A 20,173-nucleotide genomic window follows, 5' to 3' on the forward strand; every position below is an offset into this window, starting at 1 on the left:
GCCCCGGCGGTGGCCGCGTGCCGCCCGGTCGCCCGGTCCCCGGTGGGCCCGCCCGCGGCGGCCGCGGTACCGGCGGACAGGCCGCCGAGGCCGAGCACGGCGGCGGTGCCCGCCGATATCAGGGCGATCCGCGTGGTGGCCGTACGGCCGTGGGCGCGTCGCATGTCTCTCCCTGTCGCTGAGGAATCCGAACCACACAAGTTTGGTCCAAATCGGACTAAAAGGGTGAGGAATGTGCCGGTTCTCACGAGCGTGTGGGGGAGCCGCCGGCCGGGACGGTCTACGGAACCGAGCGGATCCGGCGGACCAGCACCGATCCCGCGACCGCCAGGGCGCCCGCCAGCGCGTACAGCGCCGTGTACCCGCCGAGGTGGGTGACCACCGGGGCCGCGATCACCGGGGCCAGCACCTGCGGCAGCGCGTTGGCGATGTTGATGACGCCCAGGTCCCGCCCCCGGTCCTCCTCGGTCGGCAGCACGTCCGTGAGCAGGGCGAAGTCCACCGCCGTGTACACGCCGAAACCGAGGCCGAGGACGAGCGAGGCGACGACCGCGCCGGTCCAGGTCTGCCAGACGGCGAGCAGCAGGGTGGCCGCGGCGATGACCAGGCCCGACCGGATGACGTAGGACTTGCGGCGGCCGCTGCGGTCCGACCGGATGCCGCTGATCACCACCGTGGCGAGCAGGGTGAGCGCGTTGAGCGCGGTGAGGACCAGCACGCCGGTGTCCGCGTCGCCCTGGTAGCGCACCGCGTCGGTCAGGTAGTAGAGCAGGTACATCGTGCTGATGGAGTACGACAGGTTCATCAGGAACCGGGTGAGCCAGGCCCAGCCGAAGTCGGGATGGCGGCGCGGGTCGATCCAGAAGCCGGCGAGGAAGCCCCGCCACCGGAAGGGCGGCCGGTCGGCGGGGGCGAGCACCGAGTCCCGCCGCATCAGGACGTACGGCACGGCCGCCACCACCGAGAAGACCGCGCAGGCCAGGTAGCCGCCCGCGATCCCGCCCGCGACCGTGGCCAGCGCCGTGCCGATGAGGATGCCGACCACCTGGGAGACGCCGAGCCAGCCCCCGACCAGGCCGCGCCGCCGGACCGGCACCTGGTCGGGGACGGCCGCGGTGAGCGCCGCGAAGGCCGCGTTCAGGGCGAGCTGGACCAGGCACCAGCCCGCGATCACCACCGCGACGCTCTGCGCCGCGGCGAGGACCACCAGGCCGGCGGCCCCGCCCGCCACCCCGGTCACCACCCAGGGGATGCGCCGGCCCGCGCGCGCCGTCGTCCGGTCGGACAGCGCGCCGAAGACGGGGTTGGCGACCATCGAGACCGCCGCTCCCAGCCCCGTCACCAGGGCGAGCGTGGAGGCCTTGTGGTCGGGGGCGAGGTGCTCGGCCTGGCGTGCCAGGAGCAGTTGCAGCGGGCCGAACCAGCCCACCCAGACGCCGAGGTTGGCGAGGGACAGCGCGCCGACCCACCGGCCGCCGGGGGAGGCCGGGGCCTGCGCGTCCGGCGCGGCCTTCGCCCCGGCGGTCATCTGCCGCTCCTGATCAGGTCGCGGTACCAGGCGTACGACTCCTTGGGCGTGCGCGCCAGCGTCTCGTAGTCGACGTGGACGAGGCCGAACCGCTGCCGGTAGCCCTCCGCCCACTCGAAGTTGTCGAGGATCGACCAGATGAAGTAGCCGCGGACGTCGGCCCCTTCGGCCATCGCCCGGTGCAGGGCGCGCACGTGGCCCTCGTGGTAGGCGATCCGCCGCGCGTCCTCGATCCGGCCCGTGCCCGGGTCCGGCCCGTCGCCGTACGAGCAGCCGTTCTCCGTGATGTACAGCGGCGGGAGCCGGTCGCCGTAGCGCTCGCGCAGGGTGGCGAGCAGCTCGCGCAGCCCGTCCGGGACCACCGGCCAGTCGAAGTCGGTGCGCTCGTACCCCTCGATCTGCCGGATGCCGAAGGGGAGTCCGGAGGGGATCTCGATCCCGCCGAAGACGGAGGCGCCGGCCGGGGTCGGGGCGCCGACGAGCATCGGGTTGTAGTAGTTGACCCCGTACCAGTCCAGAGGGGCCGAGATCGTCTTGAGGTCCTCCGCCACCGGGCCGGGCAGGAGCGAGTCCAGTCCCTCCGGGTAGGCGCCGGTCAGGATCGGGTCGGCGAAGAGCCGGTTGGTGAGCGTGTCGTACAACTCGGCGGCGGCGCGGTCCTCTTCGCTCCCGGAGGCCGCCCAGACGGGGCTGTGCGAGGCGGCGATCCCGATCCGCCGGGCGCCCGCCGCGCGCAGGGCCTGCACGCCCAGCCCGTGGGCCAGCAACTGGTGGTGGGCGGCGGGCAGGGCGTCGAAGACGAGCTGCTTGCCGGGGGCGTGCTCGCCGAGGCCGTAGCCGAGGAGGGTGACCTCCGCGGGCTCGTTGATGGTGATCCACATGGGCACGCGGTCGGCGAGGCGCTCCGCGACCACCGAGGCGTACGCCGCGAACCGCTCGGCGGTGTCGCGCTCCAGCCAGCCCCCGCGCTCCTCCAGCGCGAGCGGGGTGTCCCAGTGGAACAGGGTGGGCACCGGGGCGATCCCCGCGGCGCACAGCTCGTCGACGAGCCGGTCGTAGAAGTCCAGCCCCGCCCGGTTGACGGGCCCGCGGCCGTCGGGCAGGACCCGGGACCAGGACACCGAGAACCGGTACGCGTCCACGCCGAGCCCGCCCATCAGGGCCACGTCCTCCCGGTAGCGGCGGTAGTGGTCGGTGGCGACCTCCGCGTGGGAGCCGTCCTTGACGTGCCCCGGCTCCCTGGTGAAGGCGTCCCAGGAGGAGGGGCCTCGGCCGTCGGCCGTGGGCGAGCCCTCGATCTGGAAGGCGGAGGCGGAGACCCCCCAGAGGAAACCGGCCGGGAACGGGGGTACGGGCGCTGTCATGCGGACTCGCTTCGGTCGGGGCGGTGCGGATCCCCAACACGGGTACGGGGAAGCGCTGTCGGGCGTGCTGCTCACGGCACTTTCGGGTTCCCGGACCCGCCCTGTCAATGGAAAGTGAACAATCCTCAACTTTTGCGGGGCGCGTCCGATCGCGAAGTGCGGCCGCCGCCCGGCCGCGAAGTCCGGCCGCCGCCCGGGTCAGCCCGCGGCGTCGAGCAGGGCCAGCTGCTCGGAGCCGGCCCGCTCCATCGCGGCGGCGAGCTCCCGCGCGCGGCCGTCGCCGCCGGAGGCGCGTTCGGCCGCGCAGAGCAGCACGGACTGCCGCAGGTGTGCGCGCAGGGAGGCGGTGAAGAGGCTGTCGAACTCCGGCCCGGACAGCGCCCCCGCCCTGCGCACGGTGTCCGAGCTGACCATGCCCGGCATGTCGTGCCCCTCGTGCGGGCGGGTGTCCGGCGCCGCGGACAGGGCCAGGAGCCCGCGCAGGCCGGCCAGTTCGCCCGCCTGCCGGTCCGCCGCCGCCGCGGCGAACCGGACCACGGCCGGATCCCCGGCCCGCGAGGGCGCCAGGCCGGTCAGCAGCCGGGCCCGCTCGTCCATCGGGATCATCAACTGGATCCAGGCGATGTCGGTGGCGTTGAAGGCCGCCGCCCGCGGCGGCCCCGCCACCGGCTGCGCGGTGCAGCCGGTGGCCAGGAGCGCCGCGAGCAGGGCCCACACGGGCCGCCGGGTCAGAACGTACCGGCGGAGTTGCACTTGGCGCTCTGTACGACGCAGTCCTTCACGCGCTGCCCCAGGGCCGCGTCGTCCCAGGCGTTGAAGAAGTCGCCGTGGATGGACGAGGCCATGCCCGAGGACAGCGAGAGGCCGTCAGGGCCGCCGCCCGTCGGATAGCCGATCACGAAGGAGACGGAGGGGATGGCCACGGGATAGGCGCCGGAGCACTTGCCGCCGACGGTCGTGAAGGACACGTGCGACGTGTGGTCGGGGCTGTCGAGGTGCTTGCCGTCCCAGCAGTCGGGGAAGACCAGCTGGTACACGAGCTTGGCGTTCGGCGCGCACACCGGCCAGTTGCCGTCCGAGCTGCGGCCGCTCTCGCCGCCCTCGCCCGCGCAGTAGAACTGGTTGACCGAGCCGGCCGGAGTGGGAACCTGCGACTTGGCGCTGCCGGCGATCATCCGGAACCCCTGGGGGAAGGGCACCGTCGCCGTGGGGTCGGGCAGCCGGGACCCGTAGTACACGATCATGCCCTCGGGTTCGACGGCACTGCCGTGCTCGTACAGGGTCGGGATCCAGTAGCTGGAGAGGTCCTTGGCGGGGGTGCAGCTCGTCGCGGTGTGCGAAGCCAGGGACTCGGCCGTGGTGAACGCGTCCGTGCTGCGGTTGCCGAAGAAGCTGTGCATGTGGGACGCGCCCGGCAGGCCGGGGGCCACGATCGGGTCGTCGGGCTTGGAATGGCTGTAGACGCAGGTGGCGTTGAACTCGGGGACCCGGACGGAGTTCGCCGGTACCGGCGCCGGAACCATCGCCCGGAACCCGGCCAGCTGGGTGTCCCACTTCGCCTGGTCGATCTTCACCCAGCCGGGCGAGGAACCGGCCGCGAACGAGAACCAGTTGACGTTCACGAAGTCCCCGGCCCCGCTGCTGCGCAGCACCGCGAACACCGTCTGGGAACCGGCGGGATGGGCGGCGGCATCGGCGGTCCGCGTGACCCAGCTCTGCCAGCCGCCGGTGGCGGCCATCTCGAACTGTGCGAGCAGCGGGCCCGCCGGGGACCCGGTGCGCAGCTCGACGGCGCCGGGACCGCCGACCGCGGAGGCCACCCGGGCCGAGACCGTCAGGGGGCCGGAGGCACCCAGGTCGACGTTGTCGAAGCGCATCCAGTCGCCGTTGGCGAGGTAGGCGGCGTTCTGGCCGCCGCCCGTGTCGCCCGTCGCCTCGAGCTGTACGCCGGACTGCGCCGCGTACGCCTCTGCCTGGACGAGGACGGTGTCGGCGGCCCGCGCGGGTGCGCTGGTCACCGTGGCGCCGAGGCTCGCGGCCAGCACGGTGGCCAGCGCGCCCGCGAGGAGGGCATGGAGGGGGAAGCGGGGTTTTCGCATCGAAGGTCCTTGCCTGCCGGTGGAGGGGGAAGGGGCTGCCCGGGGCCGGACAGCCCCGGTGGCTCACTGGTAGACGCGCACGTAGTCGACGAGCATCCGCGCGGGGAACGGCGTGGTGGCGTCGGTCGGGCCGGGCCAGTCACCGCCGACCGCGAGGTTGAGGATCATGTACGACGGGTGGTCGAAGACCCAGGGGCCGCGGGTGCGCTCCACCTGCTCCTTGTCGAGGGTGAAGACGGTCCGCCCGTCGAGGCTGTAGACGATCCCCTTGCTGTTCCAGTCGGCGGCCCAGACGTGGAAGTCGTCGGAGAAGTCGGCGTCCTGGGGCAGCCTGTACGGGCCGCCGATCCCGCCTCCGCCGTTGTAGGCGGGCGCGTGGACGGTGGAGTACGAGGTCTTCACGTCCTTGCCGAGGACCTCCATGATGTCGATCTCGCCGTTGTACGGCCACGGCCGGCCGGTCAGGAAGTCGCCCCCCATCATCCAGAACGCGGGCCACAGCCCGTTGCCCTTGGGCACCTTGATCCGGGCCTCGACGCGCCCGTAGGTGAACTGGAACGTCGCCCCGGTGTTCATCCGGGCCGAGGTGTACTGGCAGGTGGTGCTGCCGGTCAGCGGATCGGGCGGGCAGCCCTTGCCGGGCGTGGCCTCCTTCCGCGCCTCCATGACGAGGTGGCCGGCCCCGTCCGTCGCGGCGTTCTGGTGGTCGGTGTAGTACTCCAGCTCGCCGTTCTGCCCGGTGCCCGGGTCGGCCCTCCACTTGGCGGCGTCGGGCTTGCCCGCCACGGGACCGTCGAACTCGTCGCTCCACACCAGCCGCGGCGGGTTCGCGGGGTCCGGCGGGAGCGGCGGGGGAGTCACGGGCGCGCCTCCGGTGCCGTGGACCTGGAACTCCCACAGGGAGTAGCCGTACGGGGTGGCCCGCTCGGTGCCGTACATCCGCACGTACCGGCCCGTGCCGGAGACGGCCAGGGTCTGCTTGAAGCCGGTGCCCGCCGTCGTGGAGTACACCGGCGTCCAGGCGTTCCCGTCCGGGGAGACCTGGATCTGGAAGGACTTGGCGTAGGCCGGATCCCACTGGAGGACGACCTTGCGGATCTGCGCGGGCGCCCCGAGGTCGACGGATATCCAGCCCGGATCCGTCCAGCCCGTGGCGGGGCTCGTCGCCCAACGGGACGCCGGATCACGGTCGAAGGCCCTGGCCGGGGTGCACTCCCAGCAGTTCCCGTCGGCCTGCGAGGAGGAGGCCGCGCCCGCCTTGCCGTACGACAGGAGCACGTCCCCGCCACCGTCCCCGCCGCCGGGGGTGCCGAACACCTGGAACTCCCAGAGGGAGTAGCCGTATCCGGTGGCCCGCTGGGTTCCGTACATCCGCACGTGGCGGCCGGTCCCGGAGACGGTCAGGTGCTGGATGCCGCCGGGGCCGGCGGTCGTCCCGTAGACGGTGGTCCAGTGGGCCGCGTCGTCCGAGACCTGGATCTGGAACGCCTTCCCGTACGCGGCCTCCCAGTTGAGGGAGACCCGGCTGATCACCGCGGTGGCACCCAGGTCGACCTGGATCCACTGGGGGTCCGCGAAGGCGCTGGACCAGCGGGTGCCGGCGTTCCCGTCGACGGCGCTGCCGGGGCTGTGGCCGGGCTCGCTGCCCGACACGGTGACGGACTTGCCCTGCGACAGCAGGGTTTCGGCGGCGCGGGCGGGAGAGGCGGGGAGGGTGGTGAAGCTGAGGAGGGCGAGCGCGACGGCGACGAGTAAGCCCCGTCCGGGCCGTCCGCGAGGTCCTCGCCCGGGGCGGCGCCCCCGAGGCCCTCGCCCCGCAGGCAGCCGCCGCGCTCGGCGAGGACGCCGCCGCGCAGCTCGCCGAGTCCCCCTGGCGGCTGCTGGCCGTCGCGGGGGTCCGCCCGACCCAGGCCGACGGTTTCGCCCGCGCCCTCCTCGGCGCCGAGGAGACCGGCCCCGGGGACGAGCGGCGGGCCGCCGCCCTGGTGGGCTGGCTGCTCGCCCAGGCCACCGCCAAGGGGCACACCGTGCTCGACGCCACCACGCTGGAATCGGCGCTCGCCCAGTACGGCGTGCCCGACCCCGCCGAGGCGCTGGAGGCGGCCGTCGGCGACGGAGCCGTGCTCGCCTTCGAGGAGCCGGTCGGGCCTCCTGGCCGGGAGTACGCCGAGGACGAGGAGCAGCCGGTGCGGATCCTGGTGGGTCTGGAGGGCTCCGCCATGGCCGAGGAGAGCCTCGCCGAGGGCCTGGCCCGCCTCGCCGACACCTTCACGGACCCCGCCGACTGGGAGAAGGCCGCCACCGGCACCGGCGCCGAGCTGATCCGCGCCGCCGCCGGGCACGGCCTGGTCACCCACACGGGCGGCGAGGCCGCCCGCGCGGAACCCCGCGCACTCCTCGCGGCCGCCCGCGAGTTCGGCCTGCGGGCCTGCCTCGCCGCGCACGCCCCGGCCGAGGGCGCCGTCACCGTGGCGGGCCTGCTCGCCGGCGCCGAGGGCCCGGGCCGGGACGCGGACGGGCAGTTCGCCCTGGACCTGCTCATCGTCCTGGACGCCCCGCAACTGGACGTGGAGACGGCCGCCGCGCTGGTGGAGTCCGTCCCCGACGGAGCCCGCCTGGTGCTGTCCGGCGACCCCGCCGTGCTCGGCTCCGCCGGCCCCGGCCGGGTCTTCGCCGACGTGCTCGCGGCCGGGGCCTTCCCCGGGCTCGTCTCCCGCGTCCCGGACCCCGGCCCGATCGGCGAGCTGGTCTCCGGGGTGGGTGTCGGGGAGCTGCACCAGGTCGAGGCCCCCGGCAAGGAGGTCGTCATCGTCCCGGTACGCGACGCCGGGGAGGCCGTGCACCGCACCGTGCAGCTGGTGGCCGAGTCGGTCCCCCGCGCTTTCGGGATCCCGGCGGACGCGGTCCAGGTGATCACCCCGGGCCACGGCGGCTCGGCGGGCACCCGCGCGCTCAACGCGGCCCTCAAGGAGCGGCTGAACCCGGGCCCTGGCCGCTTCGGCGGCTTCGACCCCGGCGACCGGGTGGTCCACGTGCCCTCCCCCGGGCGGGCGTTGGCGGCCCGGGTGGTGTCGGCCGACGCGCAGGGGCTGCACCTGGACACGGCCGCGGGCGCGGACGCGCGGATCGTCGTACCCAAGGAGCTGGTGGAGTCGCAGGTGCGGCACGGCTGGGCCGTGACGGCGCACCAGGCCGTCGGGGCGCACTGGCCCGCGGTGGTCGTCGTCCTGCCCGGTGACGCGGTCAGCGCCCTGTCCCGGGACTGGGTGTACACGGCCTTCGGGCGGGCCGAGCGGCACCTCTCGGTGGTGCACGGGGTGGACCAGGCCCTGCCGCGCGCGGTCGCGGAGGCGCCCGCGAAGCCCCGTACGACCCGGCTGACGGCCCTGCTGCGGGCGCTCGTGGCCTCGGCGCGGGAGCCGGAGCAGGCCTGATGTGACGCGCCGCGGCCCCCGTCCCGGGTGGGACGGGGGCCGCGGTGCTTCGCGCGCGGGGGCCGGGGTCAGGCCGGGGCCAGGCCCGGCTCCGCCGCCTCGTCCTCGGCGTCCTCCGTGTCCTCGGAATACTGGTCCTCGTCGAAGACGGAGCTGACGTCGAACCGGTGCATCACGTCCTGCGGATCGATGTGGGTGAAGGGCGAACCCAGCCACTCCCCCGGTTCCGCGACGTCCTCCGAGGCCGCGATCCAGAGCGTGGAATCGCCCTCCTCCAGCCCGAAGTCCTTGGCACGGGAGGCGATCTCGTCCGGCTCGTACTCGCCGAAGAGCACGCCGAGCGCCTCCGCGGTACCTCCGTCGTGGCCGAGTTCGGCTTCGCGGTCGTGCGCGACGACGCGTTCGGCCTGGGCGATCAGGCGCGCCGGTTCGACGACCGCGTAGTCGCGGCGGATGAGCACGCTGAAGGCGGCGGGCTCGGCGGGCCCGGTGTACGGGAGCCCGTCCTCGGGAGTGGGGATCTCGAAGGGGGTGACCTCGTCGTGGCGGTCGTAGAGGAGCTCGTCGTAGACCTCGGCGGCGGCGGCGAGTTCGTTGAACGCCGCGTAGACGTCCGGATCATCGTCCCCGATCCTGCTCTCGACCGCGGCGAGGTGACGGTCGAGCGCGGCCTTGACCGCCTCGGCGGCGGCGCGTACCTCGGCAACAGTGGGCAGAGCGGCATCAGACATAGTGCAGACGCTATCCGTAGCAGGGCTCTGCCCGCACAATAGATGCGATGCCGGAATACGAATTTGTCGACTTGTACGTGCCTCGCGGGGTTCCGCGCCAGGAAACGACCCGCTTGTTGACCGATCATGCCGAGTACGGGCATTGGGAGCTCGACCGGCTGACCCTGCTTCGGGACGGCAGTCGCCGCGTGCGACTGCGCCGCCGGATCATCCGTCAGGTCCGCGCGACCTGGTGACGCGGCTCCCGAGGGCGGGGGCCGCGTCCTGCCGGGCATGCGCGTGAACGGCCGTCAGGCGGCGTTGCGCGCCCGGCGGTAGAGCATGGCGCCGGCCAGCAGCATGCCCGCGGCCAGGGGCACCCCGGCGGTGAGGGTGTCGCCGGCGCCGGTCGCCGCGAGGGACGATGCCCCCTGGCCCGTCCCCTGGCCCGTCCCCTGGCCGGGGGTCGAACCGGTGCCCGGGGCGGGGTGCGTCACCGGGGTCACCGACCCGGTGCCGGGGCCCGCGCCGGGGCCGGTGGGCGTACCTGGCTGCCCGGTGCCGGGCGTACCGGGATTGCCGTGGCCACCCGGCCCGCCAGGGTTGCCCTGGTCACCGGGACCGCCCGGGTTCCCGTGGTCGCCGGGGCCGCCCGGATTGCCGTGGTCGCCCGGACCGCCCGGGTTCCCGTGGTCGCCGGGGCCGCCCGGGTTCCCGTGGTCGCCCGGACCGCCCGGGTTCCCGTGGTCACCGGGACCGCCCGGATTGCCGTGGTCGCCCGGGTTGCCGGGGCCGCCGGGGTGGTTCGGTCCTTCGTGGTCGTCGCACGGCTCGTCCGGGTGGACCGGGTGCTCGGGGTGCCGCGGGTGGCCCTTTCGGGCCGAGAGGTTCGCGCAGCGGTTGCCGAAGGCCGGGTTGAGGGCCCCCACCACCGTCACCGTGTTCCCGCAGGCGTTCGCCGGCGCGTCCACGGGAGCCTGGAGGCTGTTCCCGGACAGCAGTCCCGGTGAGTGCGCGGCGCGGCCGGAGGCGGCGGAATCCGCGTGTGCGTATCCCCCTCCCAAGGCGAGCAGGCCCCCCGCGGCCGCCATGGTGATCAGGGTCTTCCCGCCGGTGACCTGTACCTGTCGTCGCATCTGTACTTCGTCCCCTGGTGTGTCCGTCGTGCACGTGCACGCTTGGTCGGCGCACTGGCCGCACAGGCTCCCCCGCCTGGTACGCCGAAAGATCGTCATCGGGCCCGGAAAGCCCGGGGGCCCCGGAGCGCTGGAATGCGCTCCGGGGCCCAGGACTTCAGAAACTTCAGGCGTTGACGCAGGTGTTGCCGAAAGCCGGGTTCAGCAGGCCGATCACGGAGATCGAGTTGCCACAGACGTTCACGGGAACGTGAACGGGAACCTGGATGACGTTGCCGGACGCGACACCGGGCGAACCGATGGCCGCACCCTGGGCACCCGCGTCGGCGACAGCCAGACCCGCACCCGCGAGAACCAGACCACCGGTGACAGCCGCAGCGGCGGCAACCTTCTTGAGCATTGTTCCTCCTAGTAGGCAAGCGCGGTCCCAGCCGCGGACCGCACCACCTGTAACGAGGAGGGATCACCGGGGCTACGAGCCTATGAGCGCATTCACTCTTCTCAGTGGAATCCGCACACCTTCCCGATTCCGAGGCGTTAGAGCTTCCCCCGTTCTTCCGGGGAGCTGCTCAGGACTCGTCGATGAACCGGTCGAGCACCCGCACGCCGAACTTCAGACCCTCCACGGGCACCCGCTCGTCCACGCCGTGGAACATCCCGGCGAAGTCCAGCTCCGGCGGCAGCTGCAGCGGCGCGAAGCCGAAGCAGCGGATGCCGAGGTCGTCGAAGGACTTGGCGTCCGTACCGCCGGAGAGCATGTACGGGACCGCGCGCGCGATCGGGTCGTGCGCCTTCAGGGCTGTCTGCATGGCGTCCACGAGCTTCCCGTCGAAGTCCGTCTCGAGCGCCTTGTCCGCGTGGACGTCCTCCCGCTGCACGCGCGGGCCGAGGATCCGGTCGAGGTCGGCGAAGAACTCGTCCTCGTAGCCCGGCAGGAAGCGGCCGTCCACGTGGGCGGTGGCCTGCCCGGGGATGACGTTGACCTTGTAGCCGGCGCCGAGCATCGTCGGGGCGGCCGAGTTGCGCAGGGTCGCGCCGACCATCTTGGCGATGCCGCCGAGCTTGGCGAGCGTGGCGTCCATGTCGTCCGGGTCGAGCGGGGTGCCCAGCGCGTCCGAGAGCTCGTCCAGGAAGCTCCGCACGGTCTTGGTGACGCGTACGGGCCACTTGTGGCGGCCCAGGCGCCCCACGGCCTCGCAGAGCTCCGTGATGGCGTTGTCGTTGTTGGTCATGGAGCCGTGGCCGGCGGTGCCCTCGACCGTGAGCCGCATCCAGTGCATGCCCTTCTGGGCGGTCTCCACCAGGTACAGCCGCAGGTTCTCGTTGACGGTGAAGGAGAAGCCGCCGACCTCGCCGATCGCCTCGGTGACGCCCTCGAAGAGCCCGGGGTGCTTGTCGACGAGGTGCCGGGCGCCGTAGATGCCGCCCGCCTCCTCGTCGGCGAGGAAGGCCAGCACGATGTCGCGCGGGGGCTTGCGGCCGCTGCGCATGCGGTCGCGCACGACGGCCAGCGTCATCGCGTCCATGTCCTTCATGTCGACCGCGCCGCGGCCCCAGACGCAGCCGTCGGCGATCTCGCCGGCGAACGGGTCGTAGGTCCAGTCGGCGGCATTGGCCGGAACCACGTCGGTGTGCCCGTGGATCAGCAGGGCGGGCCGCGAGGGGTCCTCGCCCTCGATCCGCGCGACCGTCGAGGCGCGCCCCTTGTGCGATTCGAAGATCTGCGGCTCCAGCCCGACCTCGGCGAGCTGCTCGGCGACCCACTCGGCCGCCTTGCGCTCGCCCGGACCGGAGTGGTCCCCGTAGTTGCTGGTGTCGATCCGGATGAGGTCCCGGCAGAGGTCCACGACCTCGTCCTCGCCGGAGACGGTCCTGCCCGCGCCCGATTCGCTCACGCTGCTTCCTCCCACTGATCAGTTCCGAACTGACTCCATCCTCCCGCCCCGGGCCGCTTCGCCCAAGGGCGATCCCCGGCCGTCGGGGGGTGTGATCGAGGACCCCGGAATGTTTGGTAATGTTTTCCACGTCGGAACGGCCCGCGAGGGACGCGAGACAGACACCTTGTCCGGGTGGCGGAATGGCAGACGCGCTAGCTTGAGGTGCTAGTGCCCTTTATCGGGCGTGGGGGTTCAAGTCCCCCCTCGGACACCAGCGAGAACCCCACTTCACGTGGGGTTTTCTGCGTTTGGGGCAACCGCGCGGCGGATCGCGCGCGGCCGGGCCGGGATATTCTGGGCCGGTGAATGAGAATCTTCCCCCTTGTCCGAAATGTTCCTGCGAGTACACCTACGAGATGAACGCGCTCGTGGTGTGTCCCGAGTGCGGCCACGAGTGGGTGCCCGCCGAGGCGGGCACGGGCGGCGCCGAGGACACCGGGGAGCGGGTCGTGAAGGACGCCGTGGGCAACGTGCTGGCCGACGGCGACACGGTGACCGTCACCAAGGCGCTCAAGGTCAAGGGCAACCCCTCGGGGATCAAGGCCGGCACCAAGGTGCGCAACATCCGGATCGTCGACGGGGTCGACGGGCACGACATCGACTGCAAGATCGACGGCTTCGGGGCCATGCAGCTGAAGTCGAGCGTGGTCAAGAAGGCCTGACCGGGATCGTGAACGCCGAGAGGGACCCCGCCGCGGCGGGGTCCCTCTCGGCGTTCACGATCCCGGTCCCGGTCAGTCCCCGGGGGTGGACTCCGCCGCCTGGTCGAGGCGGAAGGCCTCGTTGCCGAGCCCGATGCGGGCATGTACCTCGGGTCGGGTGGAGCGCAGGACCAGCCCGTACACCAGGCCCACGACGACGGCCGCGGCGATGATGCCGGGCAGCGCCCAGCTGAGCGCGGAGCCCTCCTCTGCGCCGACCAGGACACCGAAGTCCCTGACGGTGTAGACGGCGATGGCGAGCAGCGCGACGCCGGCGAGACCGGCCGCGACCAGCCGCCAGACCTGGGCGCCGGCGGTGCCGCGGCGGACGAAGAAGGCGATGACCGCGAAGGAGGCGGTGGCCATGAGGAGGGTCACGCCGAGGGCGCCGACGCTGCCCATCCAGGTGAACAGGTGCAGGACGGGCGCGGTGGGGTCGCCGACCGGCATGTCGTCGGTGAAGGCGAAGGCCAGGACGACCACGACGGAGACGACGGTCTGCAGGAGCGAGCCGGTGGCGGGGGCTCCGGTGCCCGCGTTGGTGCGGCCGAAGGCGGCCGGGAGCAGGCCCTCGCGGCCCATGGCGAAGGCGTAGCGGGAGACGACGTTGTGGAAGCTGAGCATCGCCGCGAACATGCCGGACACGAAGAGGACGTGCAGGACGTCGGTGAAGGTGGTGCCCAGGCGGCTCTCGGTGAGCTGGAAGAGCAGTCCGGGTCCGGCCTCCGCGGAGGCCTTGACCACCTCGCCGGGGCCGGTGGCGACGGTGAGGGCCCAGGCGCTGAGGGCGAAGAAGAGGGCGACGAAGCCGACGGCGAGGAACATCACCCGGGAGACGACGATGTGCGGCTTGCTGGTCTCCTCCGCGTACACCGGGGACTGCTCGAAGCCGACGAAGGCGGCGATGCAGAAGCACAGGGCGGTGCCGAGGCCCGCGCCGGTGAGGGTCTCGGGGTTGAAGGCGTGCAGCGAGAGGCCTTCGGGGCCGGGCTTGCCGAGGGCCGCGAGGTCGAAGACGACGACGAGGAGGACCTCGATGATCAGCAGGACGCCGAGCACCTTGGCATTGAGGTCGATCTTCAGCCAGCCGAGGCCGCCGGTCAGGGCGACGGCGGCCAGCGCCGGTATCCACCAGGCGAGTTCGGTGTCGAGGTAGGTGGCGAAGAGGCCGGAGATCTCGAAGCCGAGGATGCCGTAGACGCCGACCTGCATGGCGCTGTAGGCGACGAGGGCGACGAGCGAGGCACCGGCGCCCGCGGTGGGGCCGAGCCCGCGCGCGATGTACGCGTAGAAGGCTCCGGCGTTGTGGACGTGCCGGCTCATCTCGGCGTAGCCGATGCTGAAGAGCGCGAGGACGGCGCCGAGGATGACGAACAGCAGGGGCTGGCCGACGATGCCCATGACCCCGAAGGTGGTGGGCATGACGCCGGCGACGACCATCAGGGGGGCGCTCGCGGCGAGTACGGAGAGCAGCAGGCCGGCGGTGCCGAGGCGGTCGGCGCGCAGGGCGCGGTCCTGGCCCTTGTAGGTGCGGATCTCGGCCGGTCCGGCCGGCTCGGTGAGCGTGTTGGATCTGCCCGTCGGCATGGCGGGTCGTCCTTTCGGGGCGGGGGCTGCTTCTTATGGCGATTTGACCCGGCCGGCGAAAACCTGGGCGGGCCGCCGCGGACCCGGGCCATGACAACCACCCGGCCGCGCAAGCCTTGCGCGCCCACCCGCAGGTCGCCGACGCCACGGTGCGCCGGCCCGCCCAGGGTCCGCCCGTCGCCTACGCCGTCCTGCACGACAGCCTCGGCCCGTCCGGCCAAGAGCTGATGGGCCTGCTGCGCCGCTCGCTCGCACCCGAGGCCGTACCCGCCACCGTCACGCTGCTCGACGCGCTGCCGCGCACCGCCGCCGGACCGCCCGACCACGCCCGGCTGCCCGGACCGTCCACGCCGAGCACCCCGACCGGCCCCCGGGCCGAAGCGGTGATGGAGTCCTTCACCGCGCTGCTGGGTCTCCCCTCGTCGCCCGACGACGACTTCTTCGCCCTCGGCGGCCACTCCCTGAAAGCCGTGCAGCTGGCCGAGCGACTGCGTGCGGAGCTCGGGCTGCCGCTCACGGGCCTCGACGTGCTCCAGGCCCGCACGCCCCGCGCGCTGACCGCCCTCCTCGACGAACGGGCGGCGCGGCAGAGCGCCGCGAAGGCCGCGAGCAAATCGGCCCCCCGCTCCCGGGACATCCGCCCGGGCACGGTCCTGGTCACCGGCGCGACGGGCGGCGTGGGCGCTTTCGTCGTCCGCGAACTGGCCGCGCAGGGCCGCCCCGTGCTGGCGCTGGCCCGGCCCGAGTCCGCCCATCTGATCGCCACCGAGGGCGTCGACGTCATCGAGGGCGACCTCTCGGACCTGGCCGGGCTCCGCAACGCCGTCGCGCAAGCCGACGCGGTCGTCCACGCCGCCTGCACCTTCACCCGGCACGACGTGGACCTGGCGGCGATGGAGACGATGGTCGACGCCTGGCGGCGCGGACCGTTCGTCTTCGTCAGCAGCGTCGACGCCTACGGGCACCCCGATACGGACCGGGTTGCCGAGGAATCGCCGCCCCACGCCCCCGTCAGCCCGTACGGGAGGGCCAAGCTCGACTGCGAGGCCCTGCTGCTGCGGGCCGCGGGCACCGAGGGACGCGGGGGAGCGAGCGCCGTACGGTCACCGATCGTCTGGGGCGCGCACGACCGACTGCGCGAACAGCTGCGCTGGGGCGCCATCGGCACGCTCTACCAGGCCGCCCGCGAGGGCCGGCCGATCGAACTGCCGCGGCCCGGCACCGGGGGACACCCCTGGTACGGAGTGGCCTGGGTGCACGCGGCCGCCCTGGCCCGTGCGGTGGCCGAGTGCCTGGACCGCCCCGTGCACGGAGTCGCCAACGCGGCCGGCGGGCACGTCTCGTGGCACGACCTGGCCCACGACCTCACGGAACTGCACGGCACCCGTTCGGACTTCAGCGAGACCGGCACGACGCCCCGGGACCTGGATCACCGCTGGCACTACGACAGCACACGACTGGCCCGTCCTCTGCGGGCACGGCAGGGAGAGGACAGGCGGACCGTACTGGCAGAGATGATCGCCGGCATGACACCCGGCACCGACTGACACGCCAACTGACACGCCAGGTGCATCCGTAGATCATTCTGGCGTGATCGGTCAGCGGGCGAGGCCGCGCTCGTTCTCGTCGACCGCCTTGCGTACGGCGTCGACGAAGCCGTTCCAGAAGTGGGCCGCGTGCGGGGCGGTGGTGGAGGCCACGCCATAACTGGCACGCCGATCGGAGCCGCCCGTGAAGGTGCCGAACATCGCTTCGCGCAGCTTGGTGGAGATCTCCAGCTGGGCGCCGGCTCCGGTGCGGGTGCGGTTGACGATGTTCGCCACGTCGTCGCCGTTCAGGGACGTGTTGGCGCCGGTGAGGATCACGGTCACGTTCAGCGCGGGGTCGCTGTGGCCGGTGGTGAAACCGTGCTGGGCGAAGGCAGCGGCCAGGTTGCGCTTCAGCCGCTGGTCGCGGCCGCCGATGAGGATCTGCTTGGCGGTCGGGGCGTCGTCCGGTGTGAAGCCGTGCAGGGAGACGGCGTACAGATTGCTGCCGCAGACGGCGAGGGCGGCCGGGTCGTCGCAGAGGGTGGAAGTGACGTGCTGCGCCGACGAGTTGGCCAGCGCCTCGAACATCCAGTAGTCGCGCTGCGGTACTCCCGCCACCGCCGCGGCCGCCGGATCGGTGTTGGCGTCGAAGGGCTTGTAGCCGGCGACGGCCAGGCACAGCTCGCTCGTGCCCGCCTCGATGCCACCGCCGTGCGGCGCGATGATCGCCGTGCTGCTCACCGGGATGCTCGTGTTGCGGGTGTTGTCGGTGAGCTGAACCGGGGCGCCGCAGCGGAAGCGGCGCATCCAGTCGCTGCCCTCCTTGTCGGCGGTACGGGTGTACAGCCCGGTGTTGGTCTCGGGGTCGGTCGCGGCGGCGGCAGGGGTGGCGCCGGTGCCCACAACGGCGTTGAGCGTGGGCAGTCCCGCGGCAACGGCGGCGACGGAGGCGAGGAGGGTGCGTCGGCTGGTGTTCTTCATGGGAGTGAGTTTGTCCGCGCTCGGGTCGCCGATTCCGGGTACCCCTGAGGCGTCTTAGGGGTGGACAGTCGCGGTATCGGGTGTTCGGTGCGCGCGATGTGGAGGAGGGCTGCGGTCTGGGCTCGAGCGCCCGGGCAGGTCCGCCGTCGTCGCAACCGCGTGCGACGGCGGACCTGCCCCCGCCGGACGAACCGATCAGCGCAGTCCGGCGAAGAGGTCGTTCTCGGGTACGGCCGCGCCGGTGGCGTCCTTGACCCGTACGAAGGTCTCCATGCCCATCAACTGGCCGAACCTCTCCTTGCCCATCTTGAGGAAGAAGATGTTCTCGCCCTGACTGGAGTGCGCGGCCAACGCCTCGAACTTCTGATCGCTGAACGCGGTGGCGTCCACCCACGTGGTGATCTCGTCGTCGGGGAGGCCGATCTCCGCGAGCGCGGCGGTCTCGGCAGGGTCCGGCTCCGGCATGTCCTCGTGAAACTCGTGCATGATCTCGCCGAACCGCTGCATCGTCGAGCGCGGCATCGTCGTCCAGTACACCTTCGGCGTCAGCGCGGTCATCTCCAGCGCCGCCATCGTGATGCGGTGGGCCTGGATGTGGTCGGGGTGGCCGTAGAAGCCGTTCTCGTCGTAAGTGACGACCACATCGGGCCGGTAGTGCAGCATGAGTTCCGCGAGTCGGGCCGCGCCTTCCTGTACGGGGGTCTGCCAGAAGGATCCGGGGGCGTCGTTGCTCGGCCAGCCCACCATCCCGGAGTCGGCATAGTCCAACGTCTCCAGATCGCTGATCTTCAGGACGTCACAGCTCGCCTCGAGTTCTCGACGGCGCACCAGGGCGACGGCCGCCGGATCGTGCCCGGGATCGCCCGGCTTGGCGCCCTCCGCTCCGTCACCGCAACCGCCGTCGGTACACGTCACGAGAACCGTGCGGATGCCTTCCGCCGCGTACCGCGCGAGGACCCCGCCCGTTCCGGTGGCCTCGTCGTCGGGATGGGCGTGTACAGCCATGAGCGTCAAGGGCCGGTCAGTCATGCAGTCCTCCTGCGGAAATACATCTTGGTCCGAGTGCGCGGCGGGTGTACCGCGACCCCGGGCCCGGATCCTGGCGGGGCGGACGACCTCGTGGTCTCCGTGTTCCCCGCCCGTACGGCGCCGGTCCCTCAGTCGATGCAACCGTGCAGGCCGCACCGGCTGTTCCCGGCGCGGCCGCCCGGTCCTCCGGGCGTCCTCGGACCGGCAGCCGGCAGCCGGCCGCCGAACGGCTTCCGGCTGCCGGTCACCGGTTACCGGCTGAGCGACCTGAGCGACACCGCGTCGTACGGCTTCAGCTCGTCGAAGCGGTTCCCGAGGACCTTCGCGGCCCACTGCGGGTCCTGGAGCAGCGCCCGGCCGACGGCGACCATGTCGAACTCATCGCGTTCCATGCGGTCCAGGAGGTTGTCGATGTCGCCGAGCGCCGCGCCCTCACCGGCGAAGGCGCGGATGAAGTCGCCGTCGAGGCCGACCGAACCGACGGTGATGGTCGGCCGGCCGGTGAGCTTCTTGGTCCAGCCCGCCAGGTTCAGGTCCGAGCCCTCGAACTCCGGGAGCCAGTAGCGCCTGGTGGAGGCGTGGAACGCGTCGACGCCCGCTGCCGCCAGCGGGGCGAGGATCGCCTCCAGCTCCTCCGGGGTCTGCGCGAGCCGTGCGTCGTAGGCCTCCTGCTTCCACTGCGAGTAGCGGAAGATCACCGGGAAATCGGCCGGGACGCGCTCGCGGACCGCGGCCACGATCTCCGCGGCGAACTTCGTACGGGCCACCGCGTCGCCGCCGTAGGCGTCGGTGCGGCGGTTGGTCCGCTCCCACAGGAACTGGTCGAGCAGGTAGCCGTGGGCGCCGTGCAGCTCGACGCCGTCGAAACCGATCCGCTCGGCCTCCGCGGCGGCGTCGGCGAACGCGCCGATGACGTCGTCGAGGTCGGTGCGGGTCATCGCCCTGCCGGTCCCCTCGGTGCCGTCGACGCGGATGCCGGAGGGACCGACGGCGGGGGCGTCGGCATACGGTGCCTCGCCCTGCTTGCGCACCATGCCTATGTGCCACAGCTGGGGCACGATCGTGCCGCCGGCCTCGTGCACGGCCGCGGCGACCTTCGCCCACCCCGCCAGCTGCTCCTCGCCGTGGAACCGCGGCACCCGGTCGCTCTGCCCGGCGGAGTCGTGACCGATGTAGGTGCCCTCGGTGACGATCAAGCCCACGCCCGCGGCGGCCCGGCTGGCGTAGTACGCCTGCACGTCCTCGCCGGGCACGCCGTCGGGGGAGAACATCCGGGTCATCGGCGCCATCGCGATGCGATTGGGGACGGTCAGGCCGTTCAGTTTGACGGGCCGGGACAGGATCTCGGCCGCGCGGGAGGAAGTGGACGTGGTGACGGTCATGCGGATCCTCCGGGTTGAGGCTGTGGCTCGTCGGGTGACGACGAGAAGTGCATAGTACACATGTTATGTATCATGCATATTGCAGCGTCCGGCCGTCGTGGGGCGCCGCCCGCAGGCCGAGCCGTGCAGGGGTCCGCGATAATGGAGCGTCGAAAGGAGCGGGAGGCGAAGTGCTGGAGAAACTGGAGCGGGAGATGATGCTGCTCTCGCGGCACCAGGTGCTGGCCCGGCGCGAGCGCGACCCCGAACGCCTGGAGCGCTCGGCGTACCTGCTGCTCAGCCGGATCGACACACAAGGCCCCATGTCCATCGGACAGTTGGCGGAGGCCTTCGGGCTCGACACCTCGACCGTGAACCGCCAGACGGCCGCGCTGCTGCGCTGCGGACTGGCCGAGCGCGTCGCGGACCCGGACGGCGGCATGGCCCGCAAGCTGCACATCACCGTGGAAGGCGGGCGCCGGCTCGCCGACGACCGTGAGGTCAACCGGTCCTGCCTGGCCCGGGTGGTCGCCGACTGGTCACCTGAGGACGTACGGGAGCTGGAGGACGTCCTGGTCCGCCTCAACCGCAGCGCGGAGGCCCTCGAAGGACGGTACTGGCCGCGCACGGAGGAAGGCGACGCCCGCGCCGCATGCCACCTGCCGGTCCCGCACGCATCCCCGCCCCCCGCTCCGCAGGCACCCGCGGCTCCCGCGCCGTAGGGCCGCCCGGGGCCCGCCGTGTGAAACGCACGGTATGGCCAGTGCTCGGCCGCCC

At 72.6% G+C, this 20,173-nt stretch carries 17 protein-coding genes, 1 tRNA gene and 1 pseudogene; 6 read left to right on the forward strand and 13 right to left on the reverse strand.

The features are described from left to right. Positions 1 to 280: 280 nt before the first annotated feature. The 5 genes from DRB89_RS35880 to DRB89_RS35900 form a co-directional block, all read right to left on the reverse strand. Positions 281 to 1,528, reverse strand: coding sequence for an MFS transporter (locus DRB89_RS35880; RefSeq protein WP_112452311.1), 1,248 nt, complete (start codon positions 1,526 to 1,528; stop codon positions 281 to 283). Continuing rightward, entirely contained in the window at positions 1,525 to 2,892 is a 1,368-nt protein-coding gene (locus DRB89_RS35885; protein WP_204357909.1) for a GH1 family beta-glucosidase, read from the reverse strand. Before DRB89_RS35885 ends, DRB89_RS35880 begins: the two co-directional genes overlap by 4 nt. A gap of 198 nt (positions 2,893 to 3,090) precedes the next feature. Then, positions 3,091 to 3,645, reverse strand: coding sequence for a DUF305 domain-containing protein (locus DRB89_RS35890; RefSeq protein WP_112452313.1), 555 nt, complete (start codon positions 3,643 to 3,645; stop codon positions 3,091 to 3,093). Further along, positions 3,621 to 4,991: a DUF1996 domain-containing protein gene (locus DRB89_RS35895; RefSeq protein WP_112452314.1), complete on the reverse strand. Its 1,371-nt coding sequence runs from the start codon at positions 4,989 to 4,991 to the stop codon at positions 3,621 to 3,623. Before DRB89_RS35895 ends, DRB89_RS35890 begins: the two co-directional genes overlap by 25 nt. Before the next feature lie 63 nt (positions 4,992 to 5,054). Beyond that, positions 5,055 to 6,644, reverse strand: coding sequence for a discoidin domain-containing protein (locus DRB89_RS35900; protein ID WP_239516510.1), 1,590 nt, complete (start codon positions 6,642 to 6,644; stop codon positions 5,055 to 5,057). Positions 6,645 to 6,751: 107 nt separating this feature from the next. Here DRB89_RS35900 and DRB89_RS35905 point away from each other — a divergent pair. Then, positions 6,752 to 8,425 (forward strand): annotated as a pseudogene (locus tag DRB89_RS35905) (ATP-dependent RecD-like DNA helicase); the annotation flags it as partial. A 68-nt stretch (positions 8,426 to 8,493) separates the two neighbouring features. Here DRB89_RS35905 and DRB89_RS35910 read toward each other — a convergent pair. Next, positions 8,494 to 9,156 (reverse strand): hypothetical protein, encoded by a 663-nt coding sequence (locus tag DRB89_RS35910; RefSeq protein WP_112452272.1) that lies wholly within the window; start codon positions 9,154 to 9,156, stop codon positions 8,494 to 8,496. A 47-nt stretch (positions 9,157 to 9,203) separates the two neighbouring features. Here DRB89_RS35910 and DRB89_RS35915 point away from each other — a divergent pair, with 47 nt between their 5' ends. Beyond that, a complete protein-coding gene (locus DRB89_RS35915; protein ID WP_112452273.1) occupies positions 9,204 to 9,392 on the forward strand; it encodes a DUF5703 family protein in 189 nt (62 codons plus the stop codon). 54 nt (positions 9,393 to 9,446) lie between these two features. Here DRB89_RS35915 and DRB89_RS35920 read toward each other — a convergent pair whose 3' ends face one another. From DRB89_RS35920 to DRB89_RS35930, 3 genes are all read right to left on the reverse strand, one after another. Then, the gene (locus tag DRB89_RS35920; protein ID WP_239516511.1) at positions 9,447 to 10,271 is read right to left on the reverse strand and encodes a chaplin family protein; all 825 of its coding nucleotides are present in this window, start codon (positions 10,269 to 10,271) and stop codon (positions 9,447 to 9,449) included. A gap of 166 nt (positions 10,272 to 10,437) precedes the next feature. Further along, entirely contained in the window at positions 10,438 to 10,671 is a 234-nt protein-coding gene (gene chpH / locus DRB89_RS35925; RefSeq protein WP_112452274.1) for a chaplin ChpH, read from the reverse strand. Positions 10,672 to 10,840: 169 nt separating this feature from the next. Then, a complete protein-coding gene (locus tag DRB89_RS35930) occupies positions 10,841 to 12,166 on the reverse strand; it encodes a M20/M25/M40 family metallo-hydrolase (RefSeq protein ID WP_112452275.1) in 1,326 nt (441 codons plus the stop codon). A 168-nt stretch (positions 12,167 to 12,334) separates the two neighbouring features. Here DRB89_RS35930 and DRB89_RS35935 point away from each other — a divergent pair. Continuing rightward, positions 12,335 to 12,422, forward strand: a tRNA-Leu gene (locus DRB89_RS35935). 88 nt (positions 12,423 to 12,510) lie between these two features. Continuing rightward, entirely contained in the window at positions 12,511 to 12,870 is a 360-nt protein-coding gene (locus DRB89_RS35940; protein ID WP_112452276.1) for a zinc ribbon domain-containing protein YjdM, read from the forward strand. A gap of 72 nt (positions 12,871 to 12,942) precedes the next feature. Here the strand turns inward: DRB89_RS35940 and DRB89_RS35945 are convergent, their stop codons facing one another. Beyond that, positions 12,943 to 14,496, reverse strand: a complete 1,554-nt coding sequence (locus tag DRB89_RS35945) for an APC family permease (RefSeq protein WP_112463593.1) — start codon at positions 14,494 to 14,496, stop codon at positions 12,943 to 12,945. 116 nt (positions 14,497 to 14,612) lie between these two features. Between DRB89_RS35945 and DRB89_RS35950 the strand changes: the two genes are divergently transcribed. Then, on the forward strand, positions 14,613 to 16,043 hold the full coding sequence (locus tag DRB89_RS35950; protein ID WP_112463594.1) for an NAD(P)-dependent oxidoreductase: 1,431 nt from the start codon (positions 14,613 to 14,615) through the stop codon (positions 16,041 to 16,043). Between the two features lie 51 nt (positions 16,044 to 16,094). On the opposite strand, the gene DRB89_RS35955 is transcribed toward DRB89_RS35950, so the two are convergent. The 3 genes from DRB89_RS35955 to DRB89_RS35965 form a co-directional block, all read right to left on the reverse strand. Then, the gene (locus DRB89_RS35955) at positions 16,095 to 17,006 is read right to left on the reverse strand and encodes a poly-gamma-glutamate hydrolase family protein (RefSeq protein ID WP_112448326.1); all 912 of its coding nucleotides are present in this window, start codon (positions 17,004 to 17,006) and stop codon (positions 16,095 to 16,097) included. Between the two features lie 195 nt (positions 17,007 to 17,201). Then, positions 17,202 to 18,035, reverse strand: coding sequence for a PIG-L family deacetylase (locus DRB89_RS35960; protein WP_112448325.1), 834 nt, complete (start codon positions 18,033 to 18,035; stop codon positions 17,202 to 17,204). Between the two features lie 251 nt (positions 18,036 to 18,286). After that, positions 18,287 to 19,417: an NADH:flavin oxidoreductase gene (locus DRB89_RS35965; protein WP_112448324.1), complete on the reverse strand. Its 1,131-nt coding sequence runs from the start codon at positions 19,415 to 19,417 to the stop codon at positions 18,287 to 18,289. 194 nt (positions 19,418 to 19,611) lie between these two features. Here DRB89_RS35965 and DRB89_RS35970 point away from each other — a divergent pair, with 194 nt between their 5' ends. Then, complete coding sequence (locus tag DRB89_RS35970; RefSeq protein ID WP_239516911.1) at positions 19,612 to 20,118, forward strand: MarR family transcriptional regulator; 507 nt, start codon at positions 19,612 to 19,614, stop codon at positions 20,116 to 20,118. The last annotated feature ends 55 nt before the right edge of the window (positions 20,119 to 20,173 follow it).

It is taken from the genome of Streptomyces sp. ICC4, from assembly GCF_003287915.1.
GTDB classification, from domain to species: domain Bacteria; phylum Actinomycetota; class Actinomycetes; order Streptomycetales; family Streptomycetaceae; genus Streptomyces; species Streptomyces tritrimontium.